This window comes from Streptomyces sp. NPDC016845 (assembly GCF_044332585.1).
Taxonomy (GTDB): domain Bacteria; phylum Actinomycetota; class Actinomycetes; order Streptomycetales; family Streptomycetaceae; genus Streptomyces.
This window is the reverse complement of the sequence record NZ_JBIRPI010000005.1, coordinates 302,520-318,639: the sequence shown is the minus strand read 5'-3', so window position 1 is coordinate 318,639 and position 16,120 is coordinate 302,520. Positions and strand designations below refer to the sequence as shown.

Sequence of the window (16,120 nt, the reverse complement as noted above, 5' to 3'; positions counted from 1 at the left end):
AGCCGCGCCCGGTCATGATCGTCTGACCGGGTGCCGACCCGTCAGCGACTCCTCCCCGAACCCGCCCGCCGCGTCGCCGCCTGGTGCGCGGTGGCCCTGCTCGTCGCAGGGGTCGCCTGGGTCGGGATCCGGCTCTGCGTCGAGCTCAAGACGGCCGTCGTACCGGTCCTGCTCGCGCTGCTCGGCACCGCCCTGCTGCGCCCCGTCTACCTCGCCCTGCGCCGTGCCAAGGTGCAGCGCTCCCTCGCCTCGGGCCTGACCTGCGCGCTGATCCTGATCGTCGTCGGCGGCGCCGGATACATCGTGGTCGCGGCCCTCATCGACACCGGCGACCAGATCGTGGCCTCGGTGAAGACCGCCGCCAACGACCTCTCCGACCGGTTCGGCACCGGCGCGATCGACTTCGACCACCTCGCCGACAGCGCCCAGGACCTGCTCAAGAAGTACGGGGGCAGCGCCGCGTCCGGCGTCATCAGCGGGCTCAGCGTCGTCGGTGAGGTCGTCGCCATGGCGGTCCTCGCGCTGCTGCTCTGCTTCTTCTTCCTCCGCGACGCGGGCCGCTTCCGCAGAGCCCTGCGCCACGCCGCGCCCCACAACGGCGAGACCCTGGAGGCGATCGCCCGCCGCTCCTTCAACTCCATCGCGGGGTTCATGCGCGGCACCACACTCATCGCCCTCATCGACGCCACCTGCATCGGCGTCGGCCTGCTCATCCTGCGCGTCCCCGGCGCCGTCGGCCTGGCCGCGCTCGTCTTCGTCGGCGCCTACATCCCCTACCTCGGGGCCTTCATCTCCGGCGCCGTCTCCGTCCTCGTCGCCCTCGCCGACCGGGGTTTCGTCATCGCTGTCTGGGCGCTCGGCGTGGTTCTGGCGGTGCAAGTGCTGGAAGGGCACGTCCTCCAGCCCATGATCCAGTCGCGCACGGTGCAGATGCACCCGGCGGTGGTGCTGCTCGCCATCACCGGCGGCGCCTCCGTCGCCGGGATCATCGGGATGCTGCTCGCGGTGCCGCTGACGGCGGCCGCGTTCGGCATCGTGAACGAGCTGCGGGGACGCTACGGGGCCGGAGGCGACGGGACCGGAGACTACGGGACCGAAGGCTACGGAAACGGAGGCGTCGGCGTTTCACGTGAAACAACCGGCTCCTCGTCCCCGGCGCCCGACGGCTCGTGGAGCGACTTCTCATAGAGCTCGAACCAGATGCACTTGCCTTCGCCCTGCGGGTCGACGCCCCAGCGCTCGGCGAGCAGCTCCATGAGGACGAGGCCGCGCCCCGACGAGGCCAGCTCCCCCGGCCTGCGCTTGTGCGGCAGGTTGTCCGAGGCGTCCGCGACCTCCACGCGCAGCCGCCGCGCGCCCTCCGCGTCCTTGGCGACCTCGGCGACGAGCAGCGCGTCGCCGTCGGTGTGGACCAGGACGTTGGTGACCATCTCGGAGATGAGCAGCACGGCCGAGTCGACCTGGTCGTCGTCGGCCCAGTCGTGCAGCAGCTCGCGCATCTGCTGGCGGGCGGCGGCGATCCGCTCCGGCTCGGCCTGCGCGATCGTCATCGCCGTGCGGCGGCCGGTCGAGGGCTTGCTCGACTGGAGCGTACGGCGCAGGAGGAGCAGCGCTATGTCGTCCTCGCGGCGATCGACGAGCGGGCCCGTGGTGTGGTGCGACGACGGTCCGTGCACCGCCTGGACGAGGGAGTCGGCCAGCTCCTCCAGGGAGTCGGCGGGGCCGGTCTCCAGCGTCCTGCGCACCCGGAGCCAGCCCGTGTCGAGGTCGTGGCCGCCGGTCTCGATCAGGCCGTCGGTGCACAGGAGCAGCGTCTCGCCGGGCTCCAGGACGAGCCGGGTCGTGGGGTAGTCGGCGTCCGGGTCGATGCCGAGCGGGAGCCCGCCGGCCGTGGGCCGCATCATGACCGTGCCGTCGGCCATCCGTATCGCAGGGTCGGGATGGCCCGCACGGGCGATCTCCAGGACGCCGGTCGCCGGGTCCGCCTCCACGTAGAGGCAGGTCGCGAAGCGCAGGTCGTCCGGGTCGCCGCCGTTGACGGTGTCGCTGATGCCGTTCAGGAAGCGGGAGGCGCGGGAGAGGACCGCGTCGGGGCGGTGCCCCTCGGAGGCGTAGGCGCGCAGGGCGATGCGGAGCTGCCCCATGAGGCCGGCGGCGCGCACGTCGTGGCCCTGCACGTCGCCGATGACCAGGGCGACCCGGCCGCCTCCGGCCTCCGTCCTGGCGGCGCCGCCGGGCAGCGGGATGATGTCGTACCAGTCGCCGCCGACCTGGAGGCCGCCGCCGGTCGGCACATAGCGGGCCGCGATGGCGATGCCGGGGATCTCGGGGCCCAGGTTCGGCAGCATCGACTTCTGCAGGCCGTCCGTCAGCTCCCGCTCCGACTCGGCGACCCCGGCCCGCGACAGGGCCTGCGCCAGCATCCGCGCGACCGTCGTCAGGACCGAGCGCTCGTCGGGCGTGAACGACACCTGGTAGGCGAAGCCCGCCATCCACGCGCCGATCGTCCGGCCCGCGATGATGAGCGGCAGGAACGCCCACGACTGGCGCCGGAACCGGGCGGCCAGCGGCCAGGCCGCGGGATACCGCTTCTGGTACTCGGCGGGTGACGAGAGATAGACCGCGCGCCCGGTCCGGCAGACCTCGGCCGCCGGATAGTCCGTGGACAGGTCCATGTCGGTGAAGGGGTGCTCGGAGTCCGCCGGCTGCCCGTAGTGCCCGATGACGGTGAGGCGGTCGCCGGTGACGCCGAACACCGCGAGCCCCTCCGGGGAGAACCCGGGCATCGACAGGCCCGCGGCGACCCGCAGCACCTCCTCCGTCGACCCGGCCTCGGCGAGCGCGCGGCCCGCGTCGAGCAGGAACGCCTCGCGCGAGCGGCGCCAGTCGCCGGTCACGGGGGCGCGCGCCGCGGCGCCCGGCGGCGGCTCGGTGACCTCCTGGAGCGTGCCGATCAGCTCGTACGAGTCCGGGCTCTCGCCGGTCATCACCGGCTTGGAGCGGCTGCGCACGGTTCGGATGACGTGCCCGCGTTCGTCCATGACGCGCAGGCGGGCCTCGGCGAGGGTGCCCTCGGCGACGGCGAGCTGGACGACGCCGTCGATCTCGTTCCAGTCCACGGGGTGGAAACGGGCCCTGGCCCCCGACTCCGACAGGCTGACCGGACGCCCGTCGGGCGACGGCATCCCGATCAGCCGGGCGGCCTCCACGTCGAACGTGACGAGGCCCGCCCGGTTGTCCCACCGCCACAGGCCGGTCGCGAGAGCGGCGAGGACGTCCTCCACCGGAGGGAGGGGCTCACCAGTGCGCATGGCCCCACTCTAAGAAGAGGTGATCGCATACGGCCACCGAGAGTATCTGGCGGCTGATCCCGAGGCGGCCGGTACCCTTGGGGGAACCGGGCTGTCACCCCGGAACCCCGAAACGCGAAGGCTGGATGAACGACGATGCATCGGTACAGGTCCCACACCTGCGGCGAGCTCCGCGCCACTGACGTCGACGCCGACGTCCGGCTGAGCGGCTGGCTGCACAATCGCCGAGACCTGGGCGGCATCCTCTTCATCGATCTCCGCGACCACTACGGCATCACACAGCTCGTCGCCCGGCCCGGCACCAAGGCCGCCGAGGTCCTCGACAAGCTGACCAAGGAAACGGTCGTCCGCGTCGACGGCAAGGTCGTCTCGCGCGGCGCGGACAACGTCAACCCGGAGCTGCCCACCGGCGAGATCGAGATCGAGGCCGCCGACATCGAGGTGCTCGGCGCCGCCCAGCAGCTGCCGTTCCAGATCAACCAGGACGACGGGGTCGGCGAGGAGCGCCGCCTGGAGTACCGCTTCCTGGACCTGCGCCGCGAGCGCATGCACCGCAACATCATGCTGCGCTCCTCCGTGATCGCGTCCATCCGCTCCAAGATGGTCGCCCTCGGCTTCAACGAGATGGCGACGCCGATCCTCACCGCGACGTCCCCCGAGGGCGCCCGTGACTTCGTCGTCCCCTCCCGTCTGAACCCCGGCAAGTTCTACGCGCTGCCGCAGGCCCCGCAGCAGTTCAAGCAGCTGCTGATGATCTCCGGCTTCGACCGGTACTTCCAGATCGCGCCCTGCTTCCGCGACGAGGACGCGCGCGCGGACCGTTCGCCGGGCGAGTTCTACCAGCTGGACGTCGAGATGAGCTTCGTCGAGCAGGAAGACGTCTTCCAGCCGATCGAGAAGCTCATGACCGAGCTGTTCACGGAGTTCGGCGGCGGCCGCGAGGTCACGTCCCCGTTCCCGCGCATCCCGTTCCGCGAGTCGATGCTGAAGTACGGCAGCGACAAGCCGGACCTGCGCGCCAAGCTCGAACTCGTCGACATCTCCGACATCTTCGAGGCGTCCGGGTTCAAGGCGTTCGCGGGCAAGCACGTGCGCGCGCTGCCCGTGCCGGACACCGCCTCGCAGTCCCGCAAGTTCTTCGACGGGCTCGGTGACTACGCGGTCGAGCAGGGCGCCAAGGGCCTGGCCTGGGTGCGCGTCGCCGAGGACGGTTCGCTGACGGGCCCGATCGCCAAGTTCCTCACCGAGGAGAACGTGGCGGAGCTGACCAAGCGCCTCGGCCTCGAAGCCGGTCACGCCGTGTTCTTCGGCGCGGGCGAGTTCGACGAGGTCTCCAAGATCATGGGCGCGGTGCGTGTCGAGGCCGCCAAGCGCGCGGGCCACTTCGAGGAGGGCGTCTTCCGGTTCTGCTGGATCGTCGACTTCCCGATGTACGAGAAGGACGAGGAGACCGGCAAGATCGACTTCTCCCACAACCCCTTCTCGATGCCCCAGGGCGGCATGAAGGACCTGGAGGAGAAGGACCCGCTGTCCATCCTTGCCTGGCAGTACGACATCGTCTGCAACGGCACGGAGCTGTCCTCCGGCGCGATCCGGAACCACGAGCCCGAGATCATGCTCAAGGCGTTCGAGATCGCAGGCTACGACCGCGACACCGTCGAGGCCGAGTTCGCGGGCATGCTCCGCGCCTTCCGCTTCGGCGCCCCGCCGCACGGCGGGATCGCCCCCGGCGTCGACCGCATCGTCATGCTCCTCGCCGACGAGCCCAACATCCGCGAGACGATCAGCTTCCCGCTGAACGGCAACGCGCAGGACCTGATGATGGGCGCGCCCACCGAGCTGGACGAGTCGCGCCTGCGCGAGCTGAACATCCAGCTGCGCAAGCCGGTGGAGAAGAAGTAGCGCGCTGACGCTCCGCTGATCGACGCGGTGTGAAGGGCCCGGAACCGAACGACGGTTCCGGGCCCTTCGGCGTACACGGCGTACACGGCGTACACGGCGTACACGGCGTTCATCGGGATGGGAGCGGCGGTTTTCGGCTCACATGGAACACACAGCTCTCACCCATCTCTTTGACAGCAGGCGCCCCTAGCTTCCTCGGCCATGACGGAGAACGAGTTACCTCAAGAGGGCGCGGCTGTACCGGAGTTCACGCGACGCAAGGTCGTCGTCGCCGGTGGGGCGGCTGTGGCGGCGGTTGCTGTCGGTGGTGGTGTTGCCTTCGCCGGGCAGGGTGAACGGGGTGCGGAGGAGTGCTACCGGCTCACCGCCGAGACCACCGAGGGGCCGTACTACATCGACGCCGACAGGATCCGCCGTGATGTCACCGAGGACAAGGACGGCATCCCGCTGATCCTGCGCGTCAAGGTGATCGACAGTGAGAGCTGCCGGCCGCTCAAGCACGCCGCCGTCGACATCTGGCACTGCGACGCGCTCGGGATCTACTCCGGGTACGAGGACGCGTCGCAGGGCGGGCCGCCCGGGGGGCCGGGTGGGCCCGGCGGTTCCGAGCCACCCACTGCGCCGCCGACCGAGCCGCCGCCGGGTGGTGGCGGCGGTCTCGGGAAGACCGAGCCGACCGACGACCACCGCTACCTGCGCGGCACCTGGCTCACCGACCGGCACGGGTTCGTCGAGTTCAGGACGGTCTTCCCGGGCTGGTACCGGGGACGGGCCGTGCACATCCACACCAAGGTGCATGTCGGCGGCAAGCTCACCGAGAGCGGCTACGAGGGCGGGCACACCTGCCACACCGGCCAGTTCTTCTTCGACGAGGCCGCCGTCCTCGCCTCCGCCGAGGTCGCCCCGTACTCCACCAGCACCACGGAGCGCACGACGCTCACCGAGGACACCATCTACGACCGGAGCGGCGTCAGCGGCGGCCTGCTGCGGCTGCGCTACAAGAGGGGCCACATCGCGCGCGGTGTCGTCGCCTCCATCACGGTCGGCGTGGACCCGGACGAGACGCACGAGGGACAGGACGACCCGGGGACCGCTCCCCCGGCGCCCTCGCCCTCGGCCTCCTAGGCGCCCGAGCGCGGCACCACCAGGCCCGACTCGTACGCCGCCACCACCGCCTGCGCCCGGTCGCGTACGCCGAGCTTGGCGAGGACCCGGCTGACATGGGTCTTCACGGTCTCCCCGCCGACCACGAGCCGCTCCGCGATCTCCTGGTTCGACAGGCCCTCGGCGATCAGCCGCAGCACCTCGCGTTCGCGCGGGGTCAGCGCGTCGATACCGAGGGCCTGTCGCGGTGGCACGGCCCGTGGGCGCAGCCGCGTGAACTCCGCGATCAGGCGGCGCGTCACCGTCGGCGCCAGCAACGCCTCACCCGCCGCGACGACCCGTACCGCCTCGAAGAGCCGCTCGGCCTGCATGTCCTTGAGCAGGAAGCCGCTGGCGCCGGCGGCGAGCGCGTCGTACACGTACGCGTCGAGGTCGAACGTCGTCAGCATCACGATCCGGGTCTCCGGCAGCTCCCGGGCGATCCGGCGCGTCGCCTCGATGCCGTCCATGCCGGGCATGCGTACGTCCATCAGGACCAGATCGGGGCGGACCGCCCTGCAGACGCGGACCGCGTCGGCGCCGCCGGGCGCGCTGCCGACCACGGTGAAGTCCGGCTGGCTGTCGAGGAGCGCGCCGAAGCCGGCCCGTACGACGTCCTGGTCGTCGGCGACGACGACGCGGATGCCGGGGGGATCGGTCGCCGCCGTCATGAGTCGTGGCTTTCGGTGGCGACGATCGGCAATGTCGCCTCCACCAGGAAGCCGCCCGCCGGGGCCTGGCCCGTGCGAAGCGTGCCGCCCGCCATCGCCGTGCGTTCGCGCATGCCGAGCAGGCCGTGGCCCGGGGTGGTGTCGTGGGGCGGGGCGCCCGCGCCGCTGTCGCGGACGCGTATGGCCAAGTGCCGCGGCGCGTACGTGAGCCGGACGTCCACCGCGCCTCCTCGCGCGTGCCTGCGGGCGTTGGTCAGGGCCTCCTGCACGATGCGGTACGCCGTCAGCTCCAGGCCCGGGTCGAGTGCTGTGACCGGTCCGCTCACGATGAGCCGTACCGCGCCGGCGGCCGTCTCCCGGGCCTCGTCGACGAGTGCGACGAGCTGGTCGAGGCCGGGTTGCGGGGCGCGTTCGGGTGGGGTGGCGGCCGTCTCGGGCGGGTCCTCGCGCAGGACACCGAGCAGGCGGCGCATCTCCGTCAGCGCCAGCCGCGCCGTGTCCCCGATCGCCAGGAACGTCGCCGCGCCCTCCGCCGTCAGGCCCGGCGTCGTGAAGCGGGCCGTCTCCGCCTGCACCGAGATCGTCGACACGTGGTGCGCCACGATGTCGTGCAACTCGCGTGCGATGCGGGCGCGTTCGCCCAGCGCCGCGTGGGCCAGGGCCGTGCCCGTGTACGACTGGTCGGCGGCGCGGCGGCGGGTGTCGTCGGCGCGGGTGCGGTGAGCGTGGCCCGCGGTCAGTGTCGCGGCGGCGCCGATTAGGAGGGGGACGGCGCGATCCTCGCCGGTCAGGGCGTAGAGGGCGAACGGGGTGGCGAAGAGGGTCGCCGTGCGGCCGTGGTGGTGGCGGGCGATGACGTACAAGGAGATTGCCAGCGCCGGGAGGCCGGAGAGGATGACGTGGCCGTAGGCGGGGATGGCGAGCAGCGCCGCTGCGGTGACGGTGAGCGCCGCCAGTACGGGCTGGGGGCGGATGAAGATCAGGGGAAGAGTGGTGGCCAGGGCCAGGGCGGTGGGGCCCAGCGGGTCCGCGGTCGCGGGCAGGGCGGGGCGCAGCACCTCGGTAAGGGCGGCGAGGGTCAGAGAGGCGATGGCCATGAGCTCCGCGGGTCTGCGGGTTTGTGTTGGCCTGGGCCACGTCATGGGGGTCATTATCGGGCGGGGGCCGGGGAAGGGGCGTCACCCTGTGGGGGGAAGGGGCCCTTACGAAGGGTTGCCGGGTGTGAGTGTGGGTGTGGGTGCGTCGTGGTCGCTCGCGCGGTCTCCCGTGCCCCTGGAGCATGCGGCTCCGCCGCAGCCCCACAGGGCGCGCGTGACGGGAGCCGGGGACGGACGACGGGCCTCTCCCCCGCGCGGGGGAGCGCGGCCTGGCACAGACCCCGCTCCGGTGGGACGCCCGCCCGTACCCCCGTGGCTACCGTCTGGGCCATGACCACCGACATGACGATCGAGGCGCGAGCCCTGAGCAAGCGGTACGGGGGCACCGTCGCCGTGGACGCGCTCAGTTTCAGTGTGCGGCCGGGGCGGGTGACCGGGTTCGTGGGGCCCAACGGGGCGGGGAAGTCGACGACTTTGCGGATGATGCTCGGGCTTGACAGTCCGGACGGCGGGGAGGCGTTGATCGGGGGCAGGGCCTACGCGCGGCTCGACGACCCCCTCGGCACCGTGGGCGCCCTGCTCGACTGCGAGGCGCTGCACCCGGGGCGGCGCGCCCGCGATCACCTGCTCTGGCTGGCCCACTACAGCGGGCTGCCGGCGCGGCGGGTCGACCACGTCCTGGATCAGGTCGGGCTCGCCCCCGCCGCCAGGAAGCGCACCGGAGGCTTCTCGCTCGGCATGCGGCAGCGGCTCGGCATCGCGGCTGCGCTGCTCGGTGATCCGCCCATCCTGATCCTCGACGAGCCGGTCAACGGGCTCGACCCCGAGGGCATCCAGTGGATCCGGCAGTTCCTCAAGGGCCTGGCCGCCGACGGGCGAACGGTGCTCGTCTCCTCGCACCTCATGAGCGAGTTGCAGGACACCGCCGACCACCTCGTGGTCATCGGGCGCGGGCGGCTGCTCGCCGACACGGACGTGGGGGAACTGCTCGCGGAGGTGTCCGGTGCCCGGCTCGCCCTGCGCACCGCCCGCCGCGCCGACGCGATGACCGTGCTGACCGGCGCGGGCGCCACCGTAGCCGTGACCGGTGCCGACTCCCTGACGGTCACCGGACTGGCCGCCGAACAGGTCACCGCGCTGCTGGGCGCGCGGAACATACCCTTCTCCGAACTCGCGCGCCACCGGGCCACGTTGGAGGAGGCGTACATGGAGCTGACCGCCGACATGACCCAGTTCCGCGCGCAGGAGCCGTCATCGCAGGTGCCGTCATCGCAGGAGGCGTCATGAGGGGCGGCACCGTGCGCGGAGCGCTCCGCGCCGAGTGGACGAAGCTGCGGTCCGTGCGCAGCACACCGCTGGCGCTGCTCGCGCTGCTCGGCCTGCTCCTGCTGATGACGGTGGCGTCGGCGAGCGGCAGCACGTTCGGCTACGGCGGCCCGGACGCGTACGACGGGGTGAGCTTCGCGCACCGGAGCAGCACCGGTGCGGATGGCAGCGCCTACACCGTTCGCGTCGCCGAGCAGCGCGACAGCCACCCCTGGGCGAAGGCCGGGCTGCTGCTCAAGGACGGAACGGCGAGCGGATCCTCGTACGCCGCTCTCATGGTCACGCCGGGGCACGGAGTACGGATGGCGGCCGACGGGAAGCACGAGCTGACCGCCGCCGCCGGTGACAGTGGGGCGCCCGTGTGGCTGCGGCTGCGGCGGGAGGGGGCGCGCGTCACCGGGTACGTGTCCCACGACGGGCGGTCCTGGCAGCGCGTCGGGGCGCTGACCGTGCGCGGGCTGCCCGCCGCCGCGCAGGCCGGTGTCTTCGTCACCTCGCCCGAGCGCGCCGTCGAGAAGCGCACCGGGCCCACCCAGGTCACCGCCCACCCCGTACCCACCGTGGGCCGGGCCGTCTTCGACCACCTGGACTTTCCCCGTACGCACGGGGCGTGGCGGCACACGGACGTCGTGCAGCCGCCCGACGCGAACGCGCCGCCCCCGGACGCCGCCGCCCCAGCAGGCACCCTCCACCGCACCGCCGGCGCGCTCACCCTCACCGGCAGCGGGGACCTCGGCGGGCTCGGCATGGGCGGGGTCGGAGGCGGCCCGGAGATCGATCTCGTGCGGCAGTCCCTGGACGACGGGACGCAGTTCGCCGCGCTCGCGGTGATCGCGCTCGGCGTCCTGTCCGTCACGTCCGAGTACAGGACGGGCACCTTGCGCACGACGTTCACCGCGAGCCCGCGCCGCGGCCGGGTCCTGGCGGCGAAGGCGGTGGTGCTCGGGGCGGCGGTGTTCGCCGTCGGCCTCGTGGGCAGCGTCACCGCGTTCCTCCTTGCCCGGCCGTACCAGCGCGAGAACGGCTTCCGGCCGCCCCTTTTCGACAACCCCGCCCTCACCGACCCGGACAGCGTCCGTGCCGTCGTCGGCAGCGCCGCGTTCCTCGCGCTGATCGCCGTCCTGAGTCTGGGTGTCGGGGCGCTGCTGCGGCGTACCGTGCCCGCCGTCGTCCTGATGTTCGTGACGGTGGTCGTGCTGCCGGTCGTCGCCGCCACGACCTCCATCACGCTCGACGACGTCGTCGGCAGCGCGACGCCCGTCGCCGGCATGGCGATCCAGCAGACCAGGCACCTCATCGAGGACGCGACCACCCCGTGGGCGGGCTTCGGTGTGCTGTGCCTGTACGTGATCCTCGTGCTCGGAGCGGCACGGTGGCGGCTCGTCCGGCGGGACGCATGACGGGGGTGGGGGCGGCCGTCCACGGGGAGTGGACCAAGCTGCGCACCGTACCGGGACAGCTGTGGACGGTACCGGGGCTCACCGTCGCCATGGTCGCGCTCACCGCGCTCATCGCGGCGGGCGCCCGCCCCGAGGAGAGTGGCACCCTCGACCCGACGGCGCTCTCCCTGTCCGGCGTCTACCTCGCGCAGGCCGTCGCCGTCCTGGTCGCGGTCGCCGTCGTGTCGTCGGAGTACCCACGGATGATGCGGACGACGCTCGCCGCGAACCCGCGCCGCACCACCGTCTTCGTGGCGAAACTCGTGGTGGTGGCCGGGGCGGTGACGGCGGCGGCGCTGCCGGCGGTCGTGGCCGCGCTGTTCGCGGGGCGTGGGATTCTGTCCGCTTGGCCGCGATGGCCGCTCACCGACGGGGCGTTGTGGCGTGCGGTGCTCGGCACGGCGGCGTACCTGCTGCTTGTCGCGCTGCTGAGCGCGGGCGTCGCGCTGCTCCTGCGGCACGCGGCGGCGGCCGTGGGCACGGTGCTCACGCTGCTCTACGGGCCCTACCTCGCCACCCTGATCATCAAGATGCCCGAGCACGCGCTGCATCTCGTGCAGAAGGTGTCCCCGATGACGGCGGGGCTCGCCGTCCAGACAGTCGCGCCGACGAGTACGGGGACGGCGCCGCTCGGGCCCGTCACCGGGCTGTCGGTGCTCGCCGGGTATGCCGTGGTGGCCCTGGCCGGGGGCTGGGTGGCGCTGCGCGTCCGGGACGCGTGACGCCACCACCTGCCGGTGCTACTCGGGGGCCACCACCTGCCGGTGCTACTCGGGGGCGCCGCCGAACCGCTCCTTGTACGAGACCAGGTCCTCGTCCGTGATCTTCGCGAAGAGGACCGGCGGGACGGTGAAGGCGGTGCCCGCGGGGACCAGGGTCAGGGACTTCGCCTCGTCGGCGCTGATCCAGGTGTGGGTGTCGTCCGTGAGGGCGAACGCCGCGCGCATCGCCGCCGCGGACGTCGGGATGAACGGCTCGGAGACCACCGAGTAGAGGTGGATGAGGTTCATCGCCGTACGGAGGGTGAGGGCGGCGCCCTCGGGGTTGGTCTTGATCTCCAGCCAGGGGGCCTTCTCCTCCAGGTAGGAGTTGCCCGCCGACCACAGGGCGCGCAGCGCGGCCGCGGCCTTGCGGAACTGGAGGGCCTCCATCTGGGTCTCGTACTCGGCGAGGAGCTCGGCGATCTGCTCGCCGAGCTTCGTCTCCGCCTCGCCGGGCTCGCCGCCCGCCGGGACGTCGTCGCCGAAGCGCTTGCGGGAGAAGGACAGGACGCGGTTGACGAAGTTGCCGAGGGTGTCGGCCAGGTCCTTGTTGACCGTCGCCGTGAAGTGCTCCCAGGTGAAGGAGGAGTCGTCGGACTCGGGCGCGTTCGCGATGAGGAAGTAGCGCCAGTAGTCCGCCGGGAGGATCTCCAGGGCCTGGTCGGTGAAGACGCCGCGCTTCTGGGAGGTGGAGAACTTGCCGCCGTAGTAGGTCAGCCAGTTGAAGGCCTTCAGATAGTCGACCTTCTTCCACGGCTCCCGGATGCCCATCTCGGTGGCCGGGAACATGACGCTGTGGAACGGCACGTTGTCCTTCGCCATGAACTCCGTGTACCGGACGTCGGTGGCGCCGGCCGGCTCGTACCACCAGGACTTCCAGTCCCGGGTCTCGCCGTCGGGGGCCTGGTCGGCCCACTCCTTCGTCGCGCCGATGTACTCGATCGGGGCGTCGAACCATACGTAGAAGACCTTGCCGTCGGCCGCCAGCTCGGGCCAGGTGTCCGCGGGGACCGGGACGCCCCAGTCCAGGTCACGGGTGATCGCGCGGTCGTTCAGGCCCTCGGTCAGCCACTTGCGGGCGATGGAGGAGGAGAGCTGCGGCCACTCGTCGGCGACCTCGTCGATCCACGCCTCGACCTCGCCCTGGAGCTTGGACTGGAGGAGGAAGAGGTGCTTCGTCTCGCGGACCTCGAGCTCGGTCGAGCCGGAGATCGCGCTGCGCGGCTCGATCAGGTCCGTCGGGTCGAGGACACGGGTGCAGTTCTCGCACTGGTCGCCGCGGGCCTTGTCGTAGCCGCAGTGCGGGCAGGTGCCCTCGACATAGCGGTCCGGGAGGAAACGGCCGTCGGCGGGCGAGTACACCTGGCGGATGGCCCGCTCCTCGATGAACCCGTTCTCGTTCAGGCGGCGGGCGAAGTGCTGGGTCAGCTCCGCGTTCTGCGGGGACGAGCTGCGGCCGAAGTGGTCGAACGCGAGCGCGAAGCCGTCGTAGATCGCCTTCTGCGCGTCGTGCGCCTGCGCGCAGAACTCGGCGACCGGCAGGCCCCGCTCCTTCGCGGCCAGCTCGGCCGGGGTGCCGTGCTCGTCCGTCGCGCAGATGTACAGCACGTCGTGGCCGCGGCGGCGCAGGTAGCGGGCGTACACGTCGGCCGGGAGCATGGACCCCACCATGTTGCCCAGGTGCTTGATCCCGTTGATGTAGGGAAGGGCGCTGGTGATGAGGTGTCGAGCCATCGGGGGCTGCTCCCAGGTCGTGACGATGTGGTGCGCGCAGTGACGGGTTCCGTGTTCCGGCTGCGGGATGTGAATCCAGAAATCGTAGCCGACATGGGGCGGCCGCCCGCGCGGTGTTTTGCTGCGCGGACGGCCACGGGGCAGGTGAGCCGGGTCTATGGGCGCCAGGCCGCCAGTACGCCTTCGTAGAGCTCGGCGTCGGTCAGCTCGAGCGGGGCCGGGCCCGCGTGGAAGAAGGCGGCGTTGTCGGCCTTCAGCTTGCGGAGGTAGTCGAAGCCCTTCGCCTCGTGCTCGCCGAACGCGACGAACTGGAAGAAGAGCGGGTGGCTCGCCGCCTTGGCCAGGGCCTCGTTCGCCGGGCGCTGGGTGTCCGGGGGGCCGTCCGTCTGGAAGACGACCAGGGCGGGGGCGGTCGGGTCGTCGCTCTTGGTGTGGTGCGCGACGATCTCCTCGATGGCGCGGTGGTAGCTGGTGCGGCCCATCCGGCCCGCGGCCGCGTGCCACTCGTCGATCTTGCCCTCGTAGGTGTCGTCGAGGGTGAGGTCGCCGGTGGCGTCGATGTCCGTCGAGAAGAAGACGGTGTGGACGGCCGGGGTCTCGCGGTCGTCCAGGTGCGCGGCGAGGGCGAGCGTCTGCTCGGCCAGGGCGCTTGCGGAGCCGTCCTTGTAGTACGGGCGCATCGACCCTGAGCGGTCCAGTACGAGGTACACGCGGGCGCGGGTTCCGGTCAGTCCCCGCGCCTCCAGGGCGGCGCCGGCGGCTTTGTGGGCGGCTACGAGCCCTGGGGCGACTGCCTTGGCGGTGGCCTTGGCGGCGGCAGCGGGTGCGGTCTTGGCCGGGGCCTTCGACTTGGCGGTCTGCTTTGTCGCGGTTTTGCTGCCGGCGGGGGTGGCCGTTTTCGCCGCGGCCTCGCCGTCCGAGGGCTCGGCCGTGGTCTTGGCGGGGGCCTTCTTCCGCGCGGCGGGCTTCGCCCCAGTTGCGGCAACTTCCGGCTCCGCCGGGCTGTCCGTCTTGGCGGGGGCCTTGGTCGCGGCGGGGCTCGACCCCCGTGCGGGGCTGTCCGCGGCCGGACCGTTCGGCTCCGCCGGGTCCGAGCCCTTGGCGACGTCGGCGGAGTCGGCCGGGGCGTCGGGCGCAGCGGGGCTGGTCCCCCCGGTCGCGGTGGCTGCCTCGCTCTTCGCCGAGCCCTCAGCGCCGCCCGCGCTCGCGGGCCGGCCCGGGGTTTCGGAGGCAGCGGCCGGGGCCTCTTCCTCGGCCGCTGCCTGGACGGGCTTCTCATCCGATGCCGCAGCCTCGACCGAGTCGTCCTCCGTCACCGGAACGGTGACCTCGGCCGCGTCAGCGCCCTTGGCAGCAGCCGGGCTGCTGCCCTTGTCCGGGGCATCCACCGTCGCCGAAGGCCTGGCTTCGCTTGCGCTTGCGGCCGAGTCGTCCGTCGTCGCCGGGGCGTCCTCCGCCACCCGGCTTTCACCCTTGCCCGCGCCAGCCGCCTCGTCCGGGGCCGCGGCCTTCGCCGGGCTGGCCTCGGGTGCGGGGGTGATGGCGGACGTGCTCTCCTCGTCCGGGGCTGCGACCTTGGCCGTGCTGTCCGTCGTGGCCGACCCCGTGGCGTCACCCGTGTCCGCGTCCTGGTCCGGGGTCTCGTCCGTAGCAGCGGTGCTTCCCTCAACCGGGGCCGCGGCCTTCGCCGTGCTCTCCTCGTCCGGACCTGCGGCCTTCGCCGTGCTGTCCGTCGTCGCCGACCCCTCGGCCTCACCCGCGTCCGCGCCCTGGTCCGGGGTCTTGTCCGCAGCAGCGGTGCTGCCCTCGTCCGGGGCTGCGACCTTGGCCGTGCTGTCCGTCGTCGCCGACCCCGTGGCCTCACCCGCGTCCGCGCCCTGGTCCGGGGTCTCGTCCGCAGCAGCGGTGCTTCCCTCAACCGGGGCCGCGGCCTTCGCCGTGCTCTCCTCGTCCGGGGCTGCGGCCTGCGCCGGGCTGTCCGTCGTCGCCGACCCCTCGGCCTCGCCCGTGTCACCGACCTTGTCGGCGGTCTCAGCCGCCTCCTCGGCCGGGGCCGAAGCCGGGGCCGAGGCCGGGGCCGCATCCGGGGCGGCACCAGCCTGCGCCGGGACGGCCGCCGCCCCCTCGGCCTCGCCCGCGTCAGCCACCTTTCCCGAGGTCTCAACCGGGCCTGCGGCCTTCGCCGAGTCGTCCGCGTCCGGCGCCGGGCTCTCAGCCCCCGCCGCGTCGGCGGTCCGCCCCGAGCCGTCCGCGTCCGGCGCCGAGCCGGTCACGGGCTCTGAGGCGTCCGCCCCGGTCAGCCCCTCATCCGGCTCCGAGGCCTCCGCCCCGGCCGACCCCTCATCCGGCGCCGAGCCGGTCACGGGCTCCGAGGCCCCCGCCCCGGCCACCCCCTCATCCGGCGCCGACTTCTGCGCGGGTACCCCCGCGTCAGCCGCGGCCCGCGCCCCCGCATCCCCCGGAGGGGACGGCTTCGGGACCGTGATGTTGTCGAAGGCCGCGGCGACCAGGTCGTCGGCCTCGCCGCGGGACGGGGCGGGGACCGCCGGCCGGGCGGGAGGCTCACTGGGCGCGGGCCGCGTCGAATCCGGCGAATCCGCGGCAAGCGGCTCCGTGTCCCTCTTTCGGGACCGCCCGAACGCGTTCCGCAGCAGATCCAGAATGCCCATGTGCGCAACCTTCCGCATGAGTTGGTCCCCGAACGTCCCCTGGAACCCCTGGCCAGGGCGGACACGT

Annotated in this window: 11 protein-coding genes; 6 read left to right on the top strand and 5 right to left on the bottom strand. The window is 72.5% G+C overall.

From position 1 onward, the window contains the following. Positions 1-30: 30 nt before the first annotated feature. Complete coding sequence (locus ACH4RC_RS17340) at positions 31-1,188, top strand: AI-2E family transporter (protein WP_398201198.1); 1,158 nt, start codon at positions 31-33, stop codon at positions 1,186-1,188. Here ACH4RC_RS17340 and ACH4RC_RS17335 read toward each other — a convergent pair. Next, positions 1,101-3,311 (bottom strand): SpoIIE family protein phosphatase, encoded by a 2,211-nt coding sequence (locus tag ACH4RC_RS17335; RefSeq protein ID WP_398201195.1) that lies wholly within the window; start codon positions 3,309-3,311, stop codon positions 1,101-1,103. The genes ACH4RC_RS17340 and ACH4RC_RS17335 overlap by 88 nt on opposite strands. A 135-nt stretch (positions 3,312-3,446) precedes the next feature. Here ACH4RC_RS17335 and aspS point away from each other — a divergent pair, with 135 nt between their 5' ends. Beyond that, on the top strand, positions 3,447-5,213 hold the full coding sequence (aspS, locus tag ACH4RC_RS17330; RefSeq protein ID WP_398201192.1) for an aspartate--tRNA ligase: 1,767 nt from the start codon (positions 3,447-3,449) through the stop codon (positions 5,211-5,213). Between the two features lie 201 nt (positions 5,214-5,414). Continuing rightward, a complete protein-coding gene (locus ACH4RC_RS17325) occupies positions 5,415-6,338 on the top strand; it encodes an intradiol ring-cleavage dioxygenase (RefSeq protein ID WP_398201189.1) in 924 nt (307 codons plus the stop codon). Here the strand turns inward: ACH4RC_RS17325 and ACH4RC_RS17320 are convergent. After that, on the bottom strand, positions 6,335-7,027 hold the full coding sequence (locus ACH4RC_RS17320) for a response regulator (protein WP_398201186.1): 693 nt from the start codon (positions 7,025-7,027) through the stop codon (positions 6,335-6,337). The genes ACH4RC_RS17325 and ACH4RC_RS17320 overlap by 4 nt on opposite strands. Then, on the bottom strand, positions 7,024-8,124 hold the full coding sequence (locus ACH4RC_RS17315) for a sensor histidine kinase (RefSeq protein ID WP_398201183.1): 1,101 nt from the start codon (positions 8,122-8,124) through the stop codon (positions 7,024-7,026). The genes ACH4RC_RS17320 and ACH4RC_RS17315 overlap by 4 nt, the downstream gene beginning before the upstream one ends. A gap of 330 nt (positions 8,125-8,454) precedes the next feature. On the opposite strand from ACH4RC_RS17315, the gene ACH4RC_RS17310 reads away from it, so the two are divergent. Genes ACH4RC_RS17310 through ACH4RC_RS17300 form a run of 3 tightly spaced genes read left to right on the top strand, consistent with a single transcriptional unit; the run spans position 8,455 to position 11,611 of the window. Next, the gene (locus tag ACH4RC_RS17310; protein WP_398201180.1) at positions 8,455-9,411 is read left to right on the top strand and encodes an ABC transporter ATP-binding protein; all 957 of its coding nucleotides are present in this window, start codon (positions 8,455-8,457) and stop codon (positions 9,409-9,411) included. Beyond that, positions 9,408-10,850, top strand: a complete 1,443-nt coding sequence (locus tag ACH4RC_RS17305) for a hypothetical protein (protein ID WP_398201178.1) — start codon at positions 9,408-9,410, stop codon at positions 10,848-10,850. The genes ACH4RC_RS17310 and ACH4RC_RS17305 overlap by 4 nt, the downstream gene beginning before the upstream one ends. Next, complete coding sequence (locus tag ACH4RC_RS17300) at positions 10,847-11,611, top strand: hypothetical protein (RefSeq protein ID WP_398201175.1); 765 nt, start codon at positions 10,847-10,849, stop codon at positions 11,609-11,611. Before ACH4RC_RS17305 ends, ACH4RC_RS17300 begins: the two co-directional genes overlap by 4 nt. Positions 11,612-11,656: 45 nt before the next feature. Here ACH4RC_RS17300 and metG read toward each other — a convergent pair whose 3' ends face one another. Both metG and ACH4RC_RS17290 read right to left on the bottom strand, forming a co-directional pair. After that, positions 11,657-13,384, bottom strand: a complete 1,728-nt coding sequence (gene metG / locus ACH4RC_RS17295; protein ID WP_398201172.1) for a methionine--tRNA ligase — start codon at positions 13,382-13,384, stop codon at positions 11,657-11,659. A gap of 155 nt (positions 13,385-13,539) precedes the next feature. Next, positions 13,540-16,053 (bottom strand): VWA domain-containing protein, encoded by a 2,514-nt coding sequence (locus ACH4RC_RS17290; protein WP_398201170.1) that lies wholly within the window; start codon positions 16,051-16,053, stop codon positions 13,540-13,542. Between the last annotated feature and the right edge of the window lie 67 nt (positions 16,054-16,120).

Excerpts from the sequence above, each read along its gene's own strand:
- ACH4RC_RS17335 (WP_398201195.1), bottom strand. The coding sequence starts at position 3,311 with ATGCGCACTGGTGAGCCCCTCCCTCCGGTGGAGGACGTCCTCGCCGCT.
- aspS (WP_398201192.1), top strand. The coding sequence starts at position 3,447 with ATGCATCGGTACAGGTCCCACACCTGCGGCGAGCTCCGCGCCACTGAC.
- ACH4RC_RS17325 (WP_398201189.1), top strand. The coding sequence starts at position 5,415 with ATGACGGAGAACGAGTTACCTCAAGAGGGCGCGGCTGTACCGGAGTTC.
- ACH4RC_RS17320 (WP_398201186.1), bottom strand. The coding sequence starts at position 7,027 with ATGACGGCGGCGACCGATCCCCCCGGCATCCGCGTCGTCGTCGCCGAC.
- ACH4RC_RS17315 (WP_398201183.1), bottom strand. The coding sequence starts at position 8,124 with ATGGCCATCGCCTCTCTGACCCTCGCCGCCCTTACCGAGGTGCTGCGC.
- ACH4RC_RS17310 (WP_398201180.1), top strand. The coding sequence starts at position 8,455 with ATGACCACCGACATGACGATCGAGGCGCGAGCCCTGAGCAAGCGGTAC.
- ACH4RC_RS17305 (WP_398201178.1), top strand. The coding sequence starts at position 9,408 with ATGAGGGGCGGCACCGTGCGCGGAGCGCTCCGCGCCGAGTGGACGAAG.
- ACH4RC_RS17300 (WP_398201175.1), top strand. The coding sequence starts at position 10,847 with ATGACGGGGGTGGGGGCGGCCGTCCACGGGGAGTGGACCAAGCTGCGC.
- metG (WP_398201172.1), bottom strand. The coding sequence starts at position 13,384 with ATGGCTCGACACCTCATCACCAGCGCCCTTCCCTACATCAACGGGATC.
- ACH4RC_RS17290 (WP_398201170.1), bottom strand. The coding sequence starts at position 16,053 with ATGGGCATTCTGGATCTGCTGCGGAACGCGTTCGGGCGGTCCCGAAAG.